Annotated in this window: 14 protein-coding genes and 1 tRNA gene; 6 read left to right on the plus strand and 9 right to left on the minus strand. The window is 69.4% G+C overall.

Annotation, left to right across the window (positions count from 1 at the left end; all coding sequences use genetic code 11):
- The first annotated feature begins 70 nt into the window (after positions 1-70).
- Positions 71-3,088: a UPF0182 family membrane protein gene (locus tag EIW28_RS23520; protein WP_125250152.1), complete on the plus strand. Its 3,018-nt coding sequence runs from the start codon at positions 71-73 to the stop codon at positions 3,086-3,088.
- A gap of 55 nt (positions 3,089-3,143) precedes the next feature.
- On the opposite strand, the gene EIW28_RS23525 is transcribed toward EIW28_RS23520, so the two are convergent.
- Complete coding sequence (locus EIW28_RS23525; RefSeq protein ID WP_125250153.1) at positions 3,144-4,892, minus strand: serine/threonine-protein kinase; 1,749 nt, start codon at positions 4,890-4,892, stop codon at positions 3,144-3,146.
- Positions 4,893-5,113: 221 nt separating this feature from the next.
- Entirely contained in the window at positions 5,114-5,437 is a 324-nt protein-coding gene (locus tag EIW28_RS24440) for a hypothetical protein (protein ID WP_158630521.1), read from the minus strand.
- Between the two features lie 296 nt (positions 5,438-5,733).
- Here EIW28_RS24440 and EIW28_RS23530 point away from each other — a divergent pair, with 296 nt between their 5' ends.
- The gene (locus tag EIW28_RS23530) at positions 5,734-6,672 is read left to right on the plus strand and encodes a helix-turn-helix domain-containing protein (RefSeq protein WP_125250154.1); all 939 of its coding nucleotides are present in this window, start codon (positions 5,734-5,736) and stop codon (positions 6,670-6,672) included.
- Positions 6,673-6,725: 53 nt separating this feature from the next.
- Here EIW28_RS23530 and EIW28_RS23535 read toward each other — a convergent pair whose 3' ends face one another.
- Positions 6,726-6,899 carry a DUF397 domain-containing protein gene (locus tag EIW28_RS23535; RefSeq protein WP_125250155.1) on the minus strand — a complete coding sequence of 58 codons (174 nt, stop codon included), beginning with the start codon at positions 6,897-6,899 and terminating at the stop codon, positions 6,726-6,728.
- A gap of 545 nt (positions 6,900-7,444) precedes the next feature.
- Here EIW28_RS23535 and EIW28_RS23540 point away from each other — a divergent pair.
- Entirely contained in the window at positions 7,445-7,912 is a 468-nt protein-coding gene (locus EIW28_RS23540) for a hypothetical protein (protein ID WP_125250156.1), read from the plus strand.
- A 39-nt stretch (positions 7,913-7,951) separates the two neighbouring features.
- Here the strand turns inward: EIW28_RS23540 and EIW28_RS23545 are convergent, their stop codons facing one another.
- Positions 7,952-8,344, minus strand: coding sequence for a phage holin family protein (locus tag EIW28_RS23545; RefSeq protein WP_125250157.1), 393 nt, complete (start codon positions 8,342-8,344; stop codon positions 7,952-7,954).
- Between the two features lie 174 nt (positions 8,345-8,518).
- Here EIW28_RS23545 and pstB point away from each other — a divergent pair, with 174 nt between their 5' ends.
- Positions 8,519-9,403: a phosphate ABC transporter ATP-binding protein PstB gene (gene pstB / locus EIW28_RS23550; RefSeq protein ID WP_125250158.1), complete on the plus strand. Its 885-nt coding sequence runs from the start codon at positions 8,519-8,521 to the stop codon at positions 9,401-9,403.
- Between the two features lie 76 nt (positions 9,404-9,479).
- On the opposite strand, the gene pstA is transcribed toward pstB, so the two are convergent.
- The 4 genes from pstA to phoU form a co-directional block, all read right to left on the minus strand.
- A complete protein-coding gene (gene pstA, locus EIW28_RS23555; protein WP_125250159.1) occupies positions 9,480-10,376 on the minus strand; it encodes a phosphate ABC transporter permease PstA in 897 nt (298 codons plus the stop codon).
- Entirely contained in the window at positions 10,373-11,356 is a 984-nt protein-coding gene (pstC, locus tag EIW28_RS23560; RefSeq protein ID WP_232014183.1) for a phosphate ABC transporter permease subunit PstC, read from the minus strand. Before pstC ends, pstA begins: the two co-directional genes overlap by 4 nt.
- 81 nt (positions 11,357-11,437) lie before the next feature.
- Positions 11,438-12,439: a phosphate ABC transporter substrate-binding protein PstS gene (pstS, locus tag EIW28_RS23565; protein WP_232014184.1), complete on the minus strand. Its 1,002-nt coding sequence runs from the start codon at positions 12,437-12,439 to the stop codon at positions 11,438-11,440.
- A gap of 271 nt (positions 12,440-12,710) precedes the next feature.
- Positions 12,711-13,358: a phosphate signaling complex protein PhoU gene (gene phoU / locus EIW28_RS23570; RefSeq protein ID WP_125250160.1), complete on the minus strand. Its 648-nt coding sequence runs from the start codon at positions 13,356-13,358 to the stop codon at positions 12,711-12,713.
- Between the two features lie 180 nt (positions 13,359-13,538).
- Between phoU and EIW28_RS23575 the strand changes: the two genes are divergently transcribed.
- A complete protein-coding gene (locus tag EIW28_RS23575) occupies positions 13,539-14,231 on the plus strand; it encodes a hypothetical protein (RefSeq protein WP_125250161.1) in 693 nt (230 codons plus the stop codon).
- A gap of 103 nt (positions 14,232-14,334) precedes the next feature.
- On the opposite strand, the gene EIW28_RS23580 is transcribed toward EIW28_RS23575, so the two are convergent.
- A tRNA-Lys gene (locus EIW28_RS23580) sits at positions 14,335-14,410 on the minus strand.
- Positions 14,411-14,524: 114 nt separating this feature from the next.
- Here EIW28_RS23580 and obgE point away from each other — a divergent pair.
- Entirely contained in the window at positions 14,525-15,988 is a 1,464-nt protein-coding gene (gene obgE, locus EIW28_RS23585) for a GTPase ObgE (RefSeq protein ID WP_125250162.1), read from the plus strand.
- Positions 15,989-16,528 lie beyond the last annotated feature (540 nt).

A 16,528-nucleotide genomic window follows, 5' to 3' on the forward strand; every position in this document is an offset into this window, starting at 1 on the left:
CGAGACCGGCCGCACCACGTGACATGAAGGAGTTGCTCCAGTGGCGAACCGGACGCCCACCCCACCACGGATGAGCCGACGAGGACGCTACGTCCTGATCCTCCTCGTGGGCGCCATAGTCCTGCTCTCGGTGCTCGGCTGGCTGGTCAGCCTGCGCACCGACTACCTCTGGTACCAGTCGGTCGGGTACACCTCGGTGTTCTCGACGATGATGTGGACCCGCCTGGGCATGTTCGGCGTCTTCACCCTCGCGATGGCCGCCTGGTGCGGCCTCAACCTCTACCTCGCCTACCGGTTCCGGCCCGACACGTGGCCGGCGACCAGCGAGCAGGAGGGCCTGGAGCGCTACCGCGAGCTCATCTCCCCGAAGGCCGGCTGGTGGATCGCCGGCGTCGCGATCGTCGTCGGCGTCTTCGCCGGCATGTCGGCGCAGAGCCGCTGGGAGACCTGGCTGCTGTTCCGGGAGGGCGGGCAGTTCGACTGGACCGACCCGGTCCTGGGCATGAACGCCGGCTTCTACGTCTTCCGGCTCCCGTTCTGGCAGTTCCTCATCGGCTTCGGGTTCGCCGCGATCGTCGTCGGCCTCCTCGCCTCCCTGAGCGCCTACTACCTGTACGGGGCGCTGCGCTTCTCCGGCCAGGGCGACCGCATGACCAACGTCGCGCGGATCCACCTCTCCGTCCTCGTCGCGCTCTTCCTGGGGCTCAAGGCCGTCGCGTACTACTTCGACCGCTTCGACTTCACCACCCAGGAGAACCAGGTCACCGACATCGTCGGCGGCGGCTACACCGAGATGACGGCCCTCATGAACGCCAAGAACGCGCTCATCTGGGTCTCGGTCATCGCGGCGATCGTCATCCTCGTCTTCTCGTGGGGCTTCACCCGGTCGCTCGCGCTGCCGGCCGCGGCCCTCGGCCTCGTCGTCGTCACCGCGATCGCCGCGGGCGGCATCTACCCCGCGGTGGTGCGGAACTTCCAGGTCGAGCCCAACCGCCCCCAGCGCGAAGGCGAGTACGCCCAGCACACGATCGACGGCACCAGGTACGCCTACGGCATGGAGGACCTGGAGACGACCACGTACCAGGTCGCCTCGCAGCCCGACGCGACCCAGCTCGCGGACCCGGACAGCCTCGCGGACCCGACCGCGGAGAACCCGGTGGTCCCCAACGACGACAACCCCACGATCGGCAACGTCCGCCTCATCGACCCGTTCGTCGTCTCCGACGCCTTCACCCAGGCGCAGCAGCCGCGCAGCTTCTACGACTTCAACGAGAAGCTCGACGTCGACCGCTACACGTACACCGACGAGAACGGCAACGAGGTCACCCAGGACTTCGTGGTGGGCCTGCGCGAGCTCAACCCGAGCCAGCTCACCGACGAGCAGCAGGACTGGACCGTCGCCCACACCGTGTACACGCACGGCTGGGGCTTCGTCTCGGCCTCGACCACCGAGAGCGACAACGGCGCGCCGTGCTTCACCTCCGGCGTCCTCTCCGACGACCCCGGCGCCTGCCAGATCAGCAACGACATCATCGACGTCGAGCGCCCGCAGATCTACTACGGCCTGCTCAACAACGAGTACGCGATCGTCGGCGTCCCCGAGGACGAGACGCCCCGCGAGTACGACCGGCCCACCGACGTCACCGTCAGCGACGAGGACGACGGCGACGCGCCCGCCGAGGAGATCGGCGACGACCGCTACACCACCTACGAGGGCGACGGCGGCGTCGACATCGGCTCGATCGGGAACCGGCTGCTGTACGCGTGGGAGTTCCAGGAGCCGCGCTTCCTGCTCTCCGACCAGATCAACGAGGAGTCGCAGCTCCTCTACAACCGCAACATCCGCGAGCGGGTCCAGATGGTCGCCCCGTTCCTGACCGTGGAGGCCGACCCGTACCCGGCGGTCGTCGACGGCCAGATCGTGTGGATCGTCGACGGCTACACGACGACGAACGACTTCCCGTACTCCGACCGGGTCAACCTGGCCGACGCGACGAACGACACCTACTCGGGCCAGGGCGTCGCGAACCAGTCGTCCGAGGAGATCAACTACATCCGCTCCTCGGTCAAGGCGGTCGTGAACGCCTACGACGGCTCGGTGCAGCTGTACGAGTTCGACGAGGAGGACCCGATCCTCCAGGCGTGGAACACGATCTACGGCGGCGACCTCATCATCCCCAAGGACGAGACCCCCGAGGCGCTCGAGGCGCACTTCCGCTACCCGCAGGACCTGTTCAAGATCCAGCGGAACCTGCTCCAGCGCTACCACGTCGACGAGTCCCGCACCTTCATCGAGGGCGGCGAGGCCTGGGCGACCCCCTCGGACCCGTCGCAGACGACCGAGGTCACCCAGCCGGCGTACTACGTCTACGCGACCTACCCGGACCAGTCGGGCCAGGCGTACTTCCAGCTCACCTCGAGCTTCACGCCGCGGAACCGGCCGAACGCGCTCGCGTCGCTCATGTCGGGCTACTACGACGAGAACGGCGACCCGCAGCTGAAGGTCTACGACGTCGTCGGCGGCGAGGACCAGTCGGTCAGGCAGATCCACCAGATCATCACGTCCACTTCGGAGGTCGTGACGACGCTGCGCGACGCGACCCAGGCGGGCACCACCGTCGAGTGGGGCAACCTGCTCGCGCTGCCGGTCGGCGACGGCATCCTCTACCTCGAGCCCATGTACCTGCGCCGGCAGGCGGGCGGCCAGGGCGAGGACCTGCCGCGGCTGACGAACGTCGCGATCAGCTACGGCGGCTACGTCGGCTTCGCGCCGACGTTCGAGGAGGCCGTGGCGATGGTGGTCGAGAAGTACGTCTCGGGCGCCCCCAGTGAGGCCGAGCAGACCGAGGGCGAGGAGGGCGAGACCGAGACGCCCACGGAGACGCCCAGCGAGGCGCCCACGACCGAGGCCCCGGCGACCGCCGACCCGCCGGAGGTCGAGGCCGCGATCGACAACGTCATCGCCGCCCAGGAGGCGTACGAGGCGGCCCAGGCGTCGGGCACGAACGAGGAGCAGGGCCGCGCGCTCGACGACCTCCTCGCCGCGCTCGACCAGCTCGCGGCCGCCCGCGAAGCCGCAGGGCAGTAACGGAAGCGGACACAGCAGCGCCCGGCGGCCGCATGGCCGCCGGGCGCTGTCGCGTCTACTGCCCGTCGCCGGGCGGCTCGGACTCCTCGGACTCGGACTTGCACGCCTCGGCGTCGGCGGCCCGCCGGACCGTGATCTGCACGGTGGAGCCGGGATCGACCTCGGTGCCGGCTCCGGGGGACTGGCGCACCACGCCGCACTTCGCCTCCCCTTCGCCCTCGTAGTCGACCGAGGGGCTCAGGCCCGACTCCTCGGTGCGGACGCGCGCGTCGGCCTCGGACATGCCGACGACGCCGGGCACCGTGGCCTTCGCGGGCGGCGTGGGGGAGCTGCTCTCGGTCGGGCTCGCCGAGCCCGTCGGACTCAGCGACGGCCCCGGCGAGGCCGGGTCGCCGGACGGGTCCGATTCGCGTACGGCCGTGGCGGACTCGCTCGGATCGGGGGTGGACGCGCCCTCCTCCTCGCCGTCCCCGCCGACCCAGAAGCCGTCGTCGCCGTCCTGGCCCTGGAGCTCGGCGTCCTCGGCCCCGGACTCGTTCGCGAGCGTGGCGCCGTCGCCGCTCGCCTCGCGCCACGGCTCGGTCGTGATGAGCAGGCCCGCGGCGGCGATCGCGGCGACCGCCGCGGCGAGCGCGATCCACAGGCGCCGCCGCTGCGGCCGCTCCTCGACCGGGGCCGGCGCCGCGGCGGCCGGCCCGGTCGGCGGCTGGGCCGCGCGCTGCGCGCCGGTGACCGGCGGCAGCGACTGGCCGGTGTCGTAGCGCGGGTGCTGCCCGGACACGTACGGCGACTGGGGCCCGGTGCCGTACGCGGCGTGCTGGCCGGTGGCCGCGCGGGCGGCCGCGCCCGTGGGGCGGCGGTGGGCCCCGGTGCGGGGCCCGGCCGGCGGCGCCGGCGGCTGCTCGTTCATGTCGCGCTGGTCCATGACGCGGGTGCGCGCGGGCGCGTTCCGCTGGGCCAGCAGCGCGCCGCGGGTCTCGCGGCAGGCCGCGGCGAGCGCGGCGGCGTCGGGCCAGCGCGCCGACGGCTCCTTCTGGAGCGAGCGCCGCACGATCTCGGCGACCTCGTAGGGCACGTCGGACGGCAGCGGCGGCGGGGCGTTGCGCAGGTGTGCCGAGAGCACCCCGAGCGGCGTGTCGGCGCGGAACGGCGGCGCGCCCGCCAGGCACTGGTGCGCGACGACCCCGAGCGAGTACAGATCCGATGCGGGCGTGAGGTTCTCGCCGGCGGCCTGCTCGGGCGACATGTACGTGACGGTGCCCAGGACCACCCCGGTGGTGGTGAGCGTGAGGTTGTGGCTGGCGCGGGCGATCCCGAAGTCCACCAGGACGACCGAGCCGTCGCCGCGGACGAGGATGTTGCCGGGCTTGATGTCGCGGTGGACGATCCCGGCGGCGTGCGCGACCTGGAGCGCTTCGGCGACGCCGCCGACGACCTGGAGCGTTTCGGCGGTGCCGAGCTTGCCCCACAGGCCGAGCAGCTTCGAGAGCGGCTTGCCGTCGACGTACTCCATGATCAGGTACGCGAGCTGGGCGTCCTCGTCCTCGATCTCGCCGTAGTCGTAGACCTCGACGACCCCGGGCCCCTGCATGACGGCGATGGCGCGGGCCTCGCGGCGGAAGCGCTCGCGGAAGCCGCGGTCGTCGACGAGGTCGGCCAGGAGCACCTTGACGGCGACGGTGCGCCAGAGGATCGTGTCGGTGCCCTCCCAGACGTCGCCCATGCCGCCGCCGCCGATGCGGCGTTCGAGCCGGTAGCGCCCGTCCAGGACATCGCCGGCCTTGAGGTTGCGCGTGCTCAGCATCGGGCGGCTTTCCCCTCCTCGGCGAAGCCTGCCAACCGCGCTCCACCCCCTCGGCGACGCTCACGGGCCGTAAACGCGCCGGGCGTCGGATGAACTCTCCGGGGTCTAACGACCGGAGGCCGCTGAGGCTACGCACTGGATCGGGCGATCTTCGGATTCGTCGCGTTTCGCGCCGGGGGAAGGGAAGCGGCGCCGCCCGGAGGCGGCGCCGCGGGCCGGGTTCAGCTCCGGGAGAGTCCGGCGGCGAGCGCGTCGCCGTAGGCGGCGGCCGGGGACGCGGCGCTCACGCGGGCCTCGTCGGCGTCCGGCGCCGGGGTCGGGGACTGGTGCACGGCCTGGCCGAGCTGGCCGTCCCAGCAGGCCCAGGAGTGGCACGGCCAGGACTGGGCGCAGTGCCCGCACACGGGGTGCTTCGCGCCCTGCTGGTCGAGCGCGGGGGTGTGGCGCTTCCACCAGCGCGCCTGCACGCGCCAGAGGCTCGGCACCAGCACCTCGCTGGGCGGCTCGTCCGGCGGGGGATTCTGGAGTGTGTACGGACTGCGCAACGCAGGCTGCCTTTCAGGTCTTCGGATCTGGGCGGATCCCTTGTGGCCCTGCGTGATCGGGCTCGGGGAACCGCAGTGTGCCCTGGTCGTCGCCGAGGTGCGGTGTCGAATCGGTACAGTCAGGGGAGGCGGGTAGCCCCTCCGTACAGTAGAATTGCACATGCAGATTTTGGATGCAAGAGGTATAACCGGATCGGGTGGCGATTCCTCCCCCCAGCAGTCCGCACCGGTCGAGCGGCCAGAAGTCCTCCCCAGCCGGTGCGTCCTCACCGAATCCGGAGAGATCAGGGTGTCAAATGGTCACATCGAACGACAACGCTGACAGCGATCTGCCGAAGAAGTTGGGAGGCAAGGCGATGCCTTCGAGCGGCAGCCCCACCGTCCGCCGCCGCCGCGCCGGCCGGATCCTGCGCGACCTCCGCGAGAAGTCCGGCAAGGGCGCCGACGACGCCGCGGCCGCGCTCGAGGTCACCAGCTCCACCATCTACCGGATGGAACTCGGGCGCGTCGGCATCAAGCCCCGCGACGTCCAGGCCCTCGTCGAGGTCTACGGCGTCCAGGACGCCGAACTCGTCGACGAACTCGTGCGCCTGGCCCGCGACGGCCGCAAGCGCGGCTGGTGGGCCCGCTACTCCGACACCATCTCGCCGCCCTACGCGACCTACGTCGGCCTCGAGCAGGACGCCTCCAGCCTGAACGTCTACGACGGCCTCATCATCAACGGCCTCCTCCAGACGCGCGAGTACGCCCGGCACACGTTCAGCATGGTCCCCGAACGCTCCCTCCGCTACATGGACCAGCGCATCGACCTGCGCATGGAGCGCCAGCAGCGGCTGCGCGGCGACCTCAAGATCTGGAACGTCATCGACGAGGCCGCCATCCGCCGCGTCCTCGGCGGCCCCAAGGTCATGATCGACCAGCTCCAGAACCTCCTCGAACTCGGCGCGCTCCCGAACGTGCACCTCCAGGTGCTCCCGTTCGAAGGCGGCGCCTACCCCGGCATGCTCTCCTCGTTCACCATCCTCGGCTTCGGGGAGCTCGACGGCGAGGTCGACCCCGGCTACCGCCACCCCGACGTCGTCTACATCGAAGGCCACAACGGCGACGTCTACGAGGAGGGCGAGGACGTCGAGCCCTTCCACGAGATCTTCGGCTTCCTCCGCTCGGCCGCCCTCGACCCCGGCCGCAGCCTCGAGTTCATCGAGCGCCAGGCCCACCACCTGAAGTCGCTCTAGCGGCACGCGAGGGGGCAGCCGCCAAGACCGGCGGCCGCCCCCTCACTCCGTCCCTACCTGCCGGATGTCCGCAGCAGCGAGGCCCAGTCGGCCCGACTCGCGCGCAGGATCGGGCTCACCGTCAGCTTGGTGTCCCTGATCTCCACGCCCTCATCGCCGAGCCTGGCCTCCACACAGGCCCCGTTCGGACCTGACCTGCTGCTCTTCCTCCATGTGTGGGTCAACATGGATCTCCTCCTTCCAAGGAGCCTTCGAGTCCCCAGGACGGCTTTACCATAGCCGCCGCATGGCAAGCGAAACGTCGACTATCCGTCACTATCAGGTTTTGGACAGTCGCGCGGCCAGTCGGCGGATGCGGCGCCGGCCCACCCCGCCCCGCACTCGCCGGATCGAATAGGACGCACCCGATCCCGGAGCCCCGCCGTTCTCCCAGCACCCGCAGCGCGCCGCCGCGCCTCCCGACGCCGCCGGGCTTCGAAACCCCCGAAGCGACCGACCCCGCCGCCGCGAATCGCGCGACCGAAGTCGACACTCCAAGGGCGCGAACCCCTTTCACTCCATCGAGTGCGACGGCCGCGGCCGCCCCGCCGCCCGCCGTACCCCCCGGTGGTTACCCCGGCCGCCTCCGGGGAAGCCTCCACCGACCTCCGGTTCCGCCGCATTTTCCCGAGAATTCACGGAATCGCCGAACCAGGGGGACTTTCACAATTGCAGGGCAGGAATGGAATAATATTCAAACCAACACCACAATCACTGGTCACGGGGGGTGACGATGAAAGACGCCATTGAAACCTCGACCATCGCGTTCGCCGCAATCGTCGCGATCGTCCTCATCTTCGCAGCGGTCCTCGGACTGCGGTCCTTCGTCGAGACCAGACGCCGCCGAAAGCTCCGGGCCAAGACGGACGCCGAGGCCTGGACCGAGCTCCTCGGGAAGCAGCTCCAGATCGCCCCGGCCTCCGTGGGCGACACCGAGGCCGCCACGGCCCTCGACCGCGCCCGCAAGCTCCACTACGGCGCCGTCCAGCGACTCAAGACCGCCAAGAAGACCAAGCAGTTCGAGCGCGTCCGAACCTACGCGCTCGCCGGACTCCACAACCTGAACATCATGCGCCGCCGCCTCGGCAAGGCCCCCGGGCCCCAAGGGCCCATCCCGTTCAACGCGGGCGCCAAGACGGCCAAGCGCGACGACAACATCCGCGACGTCGCGACCGGGCCGTCCACCGGACTGCCCTTCTGAGACGCGCACCGGGCGAGGGGCGGCACCGCGCCGCCCCTCTCACCGCTGCGCCTCGACCTCCCGCCGCGGCGTCAGCAGGTCCATGACCCACATCGCGATCGACACGATGATCGCGCCCCAGAACGCCGGCCAGAAGCCGTCCACGAAGAACCCCAGCGACAGCCGCTCCGACACCCAGCCGGTCAACCAGAACATCAGCGCGTTCACCACCAGGCCGAACAGGCCCAGCGTCAGCACGTACAAGGCGCAGCCGACCATCATCACGATCGGCTTCACCAGCGTGTTCACCAGCGTGAAGATCAACGCCACCAGCAGCAGCGACACGAACTTCGCCCCCGCCGAGTCGCCGTACAGGTTGATGCCGCCCACGACCGCCGTCGCCAGCCACAGGGCCAGCGCCGTCAGGACCAGGCGCACGAGAAAGCGCAACATAGCCGCCAGTATCGCCGCCGCCGCGCCCCGCCGTCCAGTTTCCGCCGATTCGAATCCGGGCCCGCCCGTTCACCCCCGGTTCACCGCAGAGTGAGGCCGCCGCCACCCGACCGGCCTACGCTCGCCCCAGCCCTGCTGTGCTTCCGTACCTGCGTCCCTGCAGAAGGAGAAACCATGAGCGACCCGGCACTGCCCGCGGCCCGCCCCACCGTCGACCCGCGGCGACTGAGCGCGGTGCCCCAGCCCGCCGGCCAGCGCACCCCCGCCGGCGCCCCGGGCGCCACCGTCTTCGACATCAAGGACGTCAACGTCTTCTACGGCTCCTTCAAGGCCGTCAAGAACGTCAACTTCACCGTGGCGCGCAACGAGATCACCGCGCTCATCGGCCCCTCCGGCTGCGGCAAGTCGACCCTCCTGCGGTCCCTCAACCGCATGAACGACCTCATCCCCGGGGCCCGCGTCGAAGGCGCCGTCTCCTACCACGGCAAGAACATCTACGACCAGGACGTCGACGCCGTCGAGGTCCGCCGCCGCATCGGCATGGTCTTCCAGAAGGCGAACCCCTTCCCGAAGTCCATCTTCGACAACGTCGCCTACGGCCCCCGCATCCACGGCGTCAAGCGCACCGACCTCCCCGGCATCGTCGAGGACTCCCTCCGCAAGGCCGCCCTCTGGGACGAGGTCAAGGACAAGCTCAAGCAGTCCGCGCTGGCGCTCTCCGGCGGCCAGCAGCAGCGCCTGTGCATCGCCCGCACGATCGCGCTCTCGCCCGAGGTCGTCCTCATGGACGAGCCCTGCTCGGCCCTCGACCCGATCGCGACCGCGCGCATCGAGGAGCTCATGGTCGACCTGGCCCGCCAGTTCACGATCGTGATCGTCACGCACAACATGCAGCAGGCCGCCCGCGTCTCCGACAAGACCGCGTTCTTCTCGACCGAGGTCAACGAGGTCAGCGACACCCGCACCGGCGTCCTCGTCGAGTTCGACGACACCCAGCGCATCTTCACCACCCCCTCGGACGAGCGCACCGAGAACTACGTCACCGGCCGCTTCGGCTGATCCGCGGCGCGAACGAGGAAGGGCCCCGCCGGATCGGCGGGGCCCTTCGTTCGTGCGAGACCAGGCTCGCGGGGCGCTAGCGCTTGTCGATGGCGAAGCGCGCCGCGACGATCCGGGACAGGATGGTGAACACGAAGACGATGGCGATCAGGGTCAGGGCCGCGCCCCAGGCGCGCTCCTGCGAGGCCGCGAACGGCTGGCTCGCGTTGCGGAAGATCTGCGCCGCGAGCGTGGTGTTGGAGCCGTCGAACAGGTCCGGGCGGTACCCGTAGAACAGGCCCACCACGATGATGATCGGCGCGGTCTCGCCGGCGGCGCGGGCGACGGCCAGCAGCGAGCCCGAGGTGATGCCCGACGAGGCCGCCGGGAGCACCACGCCCATGGTCGTGCGCCACTTGCGCGCGCCCAGGCCCGAGGACGCCTGCCGCAGCTCGTCGGGGACCAGCCGCAGCATCTCCTCGGTGGAGCGGATGACGATCGGCAGCATCAGGCAGGCGAGGGCGAGCGCCCCGGCGAAGCCGTTCTGGTCGTCGATCACGATGACGTAGCCGACGTAGATGAACAGGCCCATCATGATCGACGGGACGCCGGTCATGACGTCGGACATGGTGCGGATGAACCGCGCCAGCGGCTTGTTCTTGCCGTACTCGTTCAGGTACACCGCGCCGAGCACGCCGACCGGGATCGACAGGAGCGCGGCCATGCCGGTGATCGCGAGCGTGCCCACGATCGCCGGGCCCATGCCCGGGCCCTCGGTGCGGTAGTTCCGCGGGATCTCGGCGGTGAACCACTCGAGGCTCCACGCCGAGGCGCCCTTGGAGACGACCTGCCACACGACCAGCGCCAGCGGCAGGGCGGCGATGACCACGCACAGGCCGATCGCGATCGTCGCGGTGCGGTTGGCGAGCGCGCGCCCGAACGACAGGTTGCGGCCGGACAGGTCCGGCGGGGTCTGGCTGTGGAGGGCCGTCATGAGTGGGCACCCTTCATCTGGATCTCCGCCCGGCGGACCACGACGCGGGCGAGGAAGTTGATCAGGACGGTGATCGCGAACAGCAGCACGCCGATGCCGATCAGGGCGTCGCGGTGGAGGTCGCCGGCCTCGCCCCACTGCTGGGCGATGACCGCGGCCATGGTGTTGCCGGGGGCGAAGACGTTGGCGCTCATGCCGACCGCGCCGCCGATGACCAGCGACACGGCGATCGTCTCGCCCATGGCCCGGCCCAGGCCGAGCATCGACGCGCCGACCAGGCCGCCGAAGGAGTGGGGCAGGATCGCGCCCTTGATCATCTCCCAGCGGGTGGCGCCGAGCGCGTACGCGCCCTGCTTGTCGATCTCGGGCACGGTCGCGAAGACCTCGCGGGAGATCGAGGTGATGATCGGGATGCACATGACGGCGAGGATCAGGCCGGCCGTGAAGTAGTTGCGGCCGGTGTTGGTCTGGTCGAACACCGTCGACAGGCCCGGGATCGGCTCCACCAGGTCCGCGAACCACTGGTACGCGGGGGTGATCCAGGGGACCACGACCAGGCTGCCGACCAGGCCGAAGACCACCGAGGGCACGGTGGCGAGCAGGTCGATGACCGTGACGATGTACTTCCGGCTGCGGCGGTGCGCCACCTCGGTGATGAACAGCGCGATCCCGATCGACACCGGCACCGCGATGATCATGCCGATGACCGAGGTCACCAGCGTGCCGTACAGGAACGAGAGCGTCCCGAACACCTCGTCGCTCGGGGACCAGCGCGAGCCCGTGACGAACTGGACCGGATCCTGCGCGATCGCGGGCCACGCCTGGACGGACGTGGTGGCCAGGATCAGTCCGAGGACGATGAGCACGGTGAGGCCGGCGAAGGTCACCAGACCGGTGAAGCCCTTGTCGGTCCGGCGGGAGCGGGCCTCCCCGCCGAGGTCCACCTGCGGGGGCGATTCAGGAGTTGCCGTAGTGGTCAAGAGAGTGTCTCCGGTTTCGTGAGCGGAACGGCCGAAGACCCCAGCGGCGTCGCAGCCGTTGGGGTCGTCGGAGCCGTGGTCCTAGGCAATCGTCTCGTTCAGGGCGTCGATCGCCTGCTGGCGGAGCTCGTCCGGCAGGGCGGCGTAGTTGTTCTCAGCGGCGATGTCCTGGCCGTCCGTGAGCAGGTAGTTCACGAACTCCTTGACACCGGCGGCGACGTTCTCGTCGTCGTACTCGGTGCGGATCAGGATGTAGGTCGGCGCGGTGATCGGGTAGGCCTCGGCGCCGGCGGCGTCGAGCGGGTTGTAGGAGAGGTCGTCGGCGACCTCGGCGCCGGCGAGGGCGGCGGTCGCGGCGTCGAGGGTCGGCTGCACGAACTGGCCGTCGGCGTTCTCGATCGAGGCGGTCACGAGGCCGAGCTCGGAGGCGTCGGCGAGGTCGACGTAGCCGATCGCGCCCTCGGTCTGGGTGATGATGGTGGCGACACCGGTGTTCTTCTCACCGCCGACCGAGCTGGCGGGCCACTCGATCTCGTCGGAGGCGCCGAGGGTCCACGCGTCGGTGGCCTCGTCGAGGAAGGTCGAGAAGTTCTTGGTGGTGCCGGAGCCGTCGGAGCGGCGGGCGATGGTGATCGGCAGGTCGGGCAGGGTCGCGTCCGCGTTGGTCGCGGCGATCGCCGGGTCGTTCCAGTTGGTGATGGTGCCCTGGAAGATGTTGGCCAGCGTCTCCTGGTCGATCTGGAGACCTTCGACACCCGGCAGGTTGTAGGAGATCGTGATCGGGGCCGCAACGGTGGGGATGTACTGGAACGAGCCGGGCTCGGGGCCGTCGCCGTCGCCGACCAGGGAGTCGGTGCCCGCGAAGTCGTTCAGGTTCTGGCCGAACGCCTCCTTGCCGGCGGAGGAGCCGTCGGCGCTGTAGGTGACGACGAGGTCGGGGTTCACCTCGGCGTAGGCCTCGATGGCCGCCGCGTAGTACGCGTCCGGGAAAGAAGCGCCCGAGCCGGTGATCTCGCCGGACACCATCTCGCCGTCGGCGCCGCCCTCGTCATCGCTGCTGCCGCCGCAAGCCGCCATGCTCATCGCAAGCGCACCCGCGGTCAGGGTGCCGAAAATGGTCCGGCGGTTCAGTTTCATGTTCACAGCTGGTCTCTACTCCGTCTCCCGGAACAGTCCCGGGTCGCTTATTCACTGTCCGCAGCCATCAAACCCAGAGCCGGTGTTCACCCGCTGACTTGGAGTTGAATTCGAAGTGAACGACTGAGCGCGATTCGCAACAGCGTCGAAGAGACGAAAAACGCGGGCCGCTGACCTGGGAGTTTAACCGGGTCTCGGCCCCCTCGTGACCGGACCGTTATGAACGGTCGAGGTGGATGTCGCCCGTCACCGCGTAGGCGACCTGGTGGGCGACGCGCACGGCGTGGTCCCCGAAGCGCTCGTAGAACCGGGCGAGGAGCACCACGTCGCCGGCGGTCTCGGAGCCGTACCCGAGGTTCGGCAGCTGCGCGTGGATGCGGTCCTGCACCGCGTCGAGCTCGTCGTCGTCGAGGCTCATCTGCGTCGCCTGGAGGTAGTCCTGCTCGGCCAGGATGCCCACGAGCTTCTCGGAGATCCGCGCCGCGGCGGCCCCCATGGCGGCGAAGTCGAGCCGCAGCGAGTCGGGGATGACCGCGGCCGGCGCGCGCAGGAGCACCGACTTCGCCACGTGCTTGGCGAGGTCGCCCATCCGCTCGAGGTCGACGGAGATCCGGACGGCGCCGAGGACGAACCGCAGGTCCGAGGCCACCGCGTCGTACTGGGTCATGAGCTCGATGATCCGGTCGTCGATCTGGAACTGGAGCGCGTTGACCAGCTCGTCCTCGGCGACGATCGCCTCGGCCGCCGCCGTGTCCCCTTCGAGGAGCGCCGCCGTGGCCTGCTCGATCGCGGCGCCGACACGGCGCGCCATGTCGACCAGCAGCGCATTGAGCTCGTCCAGGTGCTGGTGGAACGGGTTCGACATGATCGACCAATCGCGGTTCGGAGAGATGGACGCGAGCCGCGTCGCGGGCAGTCTCAGTCTAGAGGCAGGGTGCCGCGCGCGTGGCGCCCGGCGTCGCACGCAAACGCCGGACGCACCCCCTTGGACGACCGGCGTTAGAGTGAGTCCCAAGCACGATCGATCCCCAGGGAGCGGACCCAGATGACGTACCCCTCGCAGCCCGGCTACCCGAGCCCGTACGGCCAGCAGCAGCTGCCCCCAGGCCGCCAGCAGAGCAGCCTGTGGCTCATCGGCGGATCGATCATCCTGGTGCTCATCATCCTCATGACGGTCATCCTGCTGGTGGTCCAGCAGACCCAGAACAACGACTCCGCCGACGGCGGCAGCGGTGACGGCGGCGACGGCGACGGCGGTTACACCGAGATGGAGGCCGCGCCGTTCGACGGCACCGCCTGCGCCCAGTTCGACCCCTCGGCCTTCGCCGACGAGGTCGGGGACACCATCGACGACAGCATGACCTCGAACTCCTCGTCGTCCGGGTACGTGAACTGCACCTTCTACACGACGGACAAGTTCATCTACCTGAACGCGACGTTCAACGACTACGACACCGCCGAAGAGGCCCAGTCCTCGATCGACTACTACCGCGACACCTACGGTTCCGACTCCGAGTACGAGAGCGGCGACTACACCGAGCTCGGGGACGACGGGTTCCACTACACCGACGCCTCCGACCCGTCGTACCAGACGACCGACCTGCGGATCGCGACCGGCAGCCTCGAGATCGCCCTCTGGGTCTCCTACGACGCCACCGAGACCGACTTCGAATCGGTGCTCGCCGGCATGGGCGAGATCGCCGCGCAGGGCGACGCGCTCTTCGTCGACCAGCAGTGACCGAGCGCCCCGGCGGCCGCTCGGCCGCCGGGGCGCCGCGTCGCCAGGGCCGGGAACTTCTCCCGTGAAAACCAAAAGAGGCCCTGTGACCAGGACCTCTGTGTGGTGCGCCGCCAGGGACTCGAACCCCGAACCCGCTGATTAAGAGTCAGCTGCTCTGCCAGTTGAGCTAGCGGCGCTTGGTGATTGAGTTCCAGCGGCGGTTTGCGCCGGTGTCCCTCGCACGAGGAGAAACTTTAGCATGTGCTTCGGGCTCCGTCTCCAGGGGTCCCCGGGGTGGCTACCCTTGAGCGGTGACAAGTTTCGTAGACCGCGTGAATCTCCAGGTCATTGCCGGTAAAGGTGGCAACGGCTGCGTGTCGGTCCACCGCGAGAAGTTCAAGCCGCTCGGCGGCCCCGACGGCGGCAACGGCGGCCACGGGGGTGACGTGGTCTTCGTCGTCGACCCCAACGTGCACACCCTGCTGGACTTCCACTTCCAGACGCGCCTCCAGGGAGGCAACGGCAAGCACGGCCAGGGCTCCAACCGCGACGGCGCCACGGGCGAGTCCGTCAGGGTTTCCGTCCCCAACGGCACCGTCATCTACTCCGGCGGCGAGGTCATCGCCGACCTCACCGGCGCCGGCACCGAGGTCACGGTCGCGAAGGGCGGCCGCGGCGGCCGCGGCAACCGCGCGCTCGTCAGCTCCAAGCGGAAGGTCCCCGGCTTCGCCGAACTCGGCGAACCCGGCGACGAGCTCGAGGTGGTCCTCGAACTCAAGAGCGTCGCCGACGTCGGCCTGGTGGGCTTCCCCTCCGCGGGCAAGTCCTCCCTCATCGCCGCGATGTCGGCCGCCCGGCCGAAGATCGCCGACTACCCGTTCACCACGCTGACCCCGAACCTCGGAGTCGTCTCCGCGGGTGAGACGACCTACACCATCGCCGACGTCCCAGGCCTCATCCCGGGCGCCGCCGCCGGCAAGGGCCTCGGGCTCGAGTTCCTGCGGCACATCGAGCGCTGCGCGGTCCTCGCCCACGTGGTCGACTGCGCCAACCTCGAGTCGGACCGCGACCCGGCCTCCGACATCGACGCCCTCGAGCACGAACTCGCCGAGTACGGCGGACTCGCCGACCGGCCGCGCATCATCGTCCTCAACAAGATCGACGTCCCCGACGGCCGCGAGCTCGCCGAGTACGTGCGCAAGGACCTCGAGAAGTACGGGTGGCCCGTCTACCTCGTGAGCGCCGTCAGCCACGAAGGGCTGAAGGAGCTCAACTTCGCCTTCGCAAGAGAGGTGCGGGAGTTCCGCGCCGCGCAGCCCCCGGTCGAGGCGACCCGCGCGATCATCCGCCCTGCCGCGGTCGACGACTCCGGCTTCGAGATCAAGAAGCTGGTGCCGGCCTACGAGGGCGACGTCGAATTCGTCGTCACCGGCGCCAAGCCCGAGCGCTGGATCGGCCAGACCAACTTCGAGAACGAAGAGGCCGTCGGCTACCTCGCCGACCGACTCGCGAACCTCGGCGTCGAGGACGCACTCGTCAAACAGGGCGCGGTCCCCGGCTCGATCGTCAAGATCGCCGATCACGAATTCGAGTGGCAGCCGACCGACCCGAACATCGTCGCGACCGTCGGCCCCCGCGGCACCGACGCCCGCTTCGAAGTCAGCGACCGCAAGGGCGCCGACGAACGCCTCGCTGAACGCAAGGAGCGCCGCGCCGAACTGCTCGAGCGAGTCGCCAAAGAGAAGGAAGCGAGGGGCAAGAGCCGCCGCGGCTAGGCCCCATTTGCGCACTGACCTGCGAGAACACGGGGTTTGCAAGGGTGTGGCGCCGAGCACGCACCCCCCTTGCAAACCCCGGTTCAGGGTCGCGTAAATTTGTTCTTGCCCGCGGGGGAAACGGACAGGAAAGCCGAAAGGACCTGGACGAAAACCAAAAGGGCAAATCTCCGAACGAATCGATCGGGGGGCCAAAACGGCCCGAAAACCGGTCTGGTAAGTTACTGGAGCCGCTCCGGTCGGAGAGGAACTTCCAAGAAGTTTCAGATCTGATTAGTGCGTGTTGTTTGAGAACTCAACAGGGTGTTTGGATGGTCAGCGTGTGGGCTGGCTGGAGTGTCTGGCGCTAGGTCGCTGGATGGTTCGGTTGGTACTGTTTTTGACTGTCTTTTCCTTGGGGCACTGATGAGGTGCCTCGTGAAAATCGGTCAGGACATGCTTCGACACATACTGTGAGTCACTGTTCCCGTTATGGGGGTGGTGCGCGACAAGTTTTTGTTGGAGAGTTTGATCCTGGCTCAGGACGAACGCTGGCGGCGT

Origin of the sequence: Glycomyces terrestris, from assembly GCF_003933745.1 — a bacterium.
Taxonomy (GTDB): domain Bacteria; phylum Actinomycetota; class Actinomycetes; order Mycobacteriales; family Micromonosporaceae; genus Glycomyces; species Glycomyces terrestris.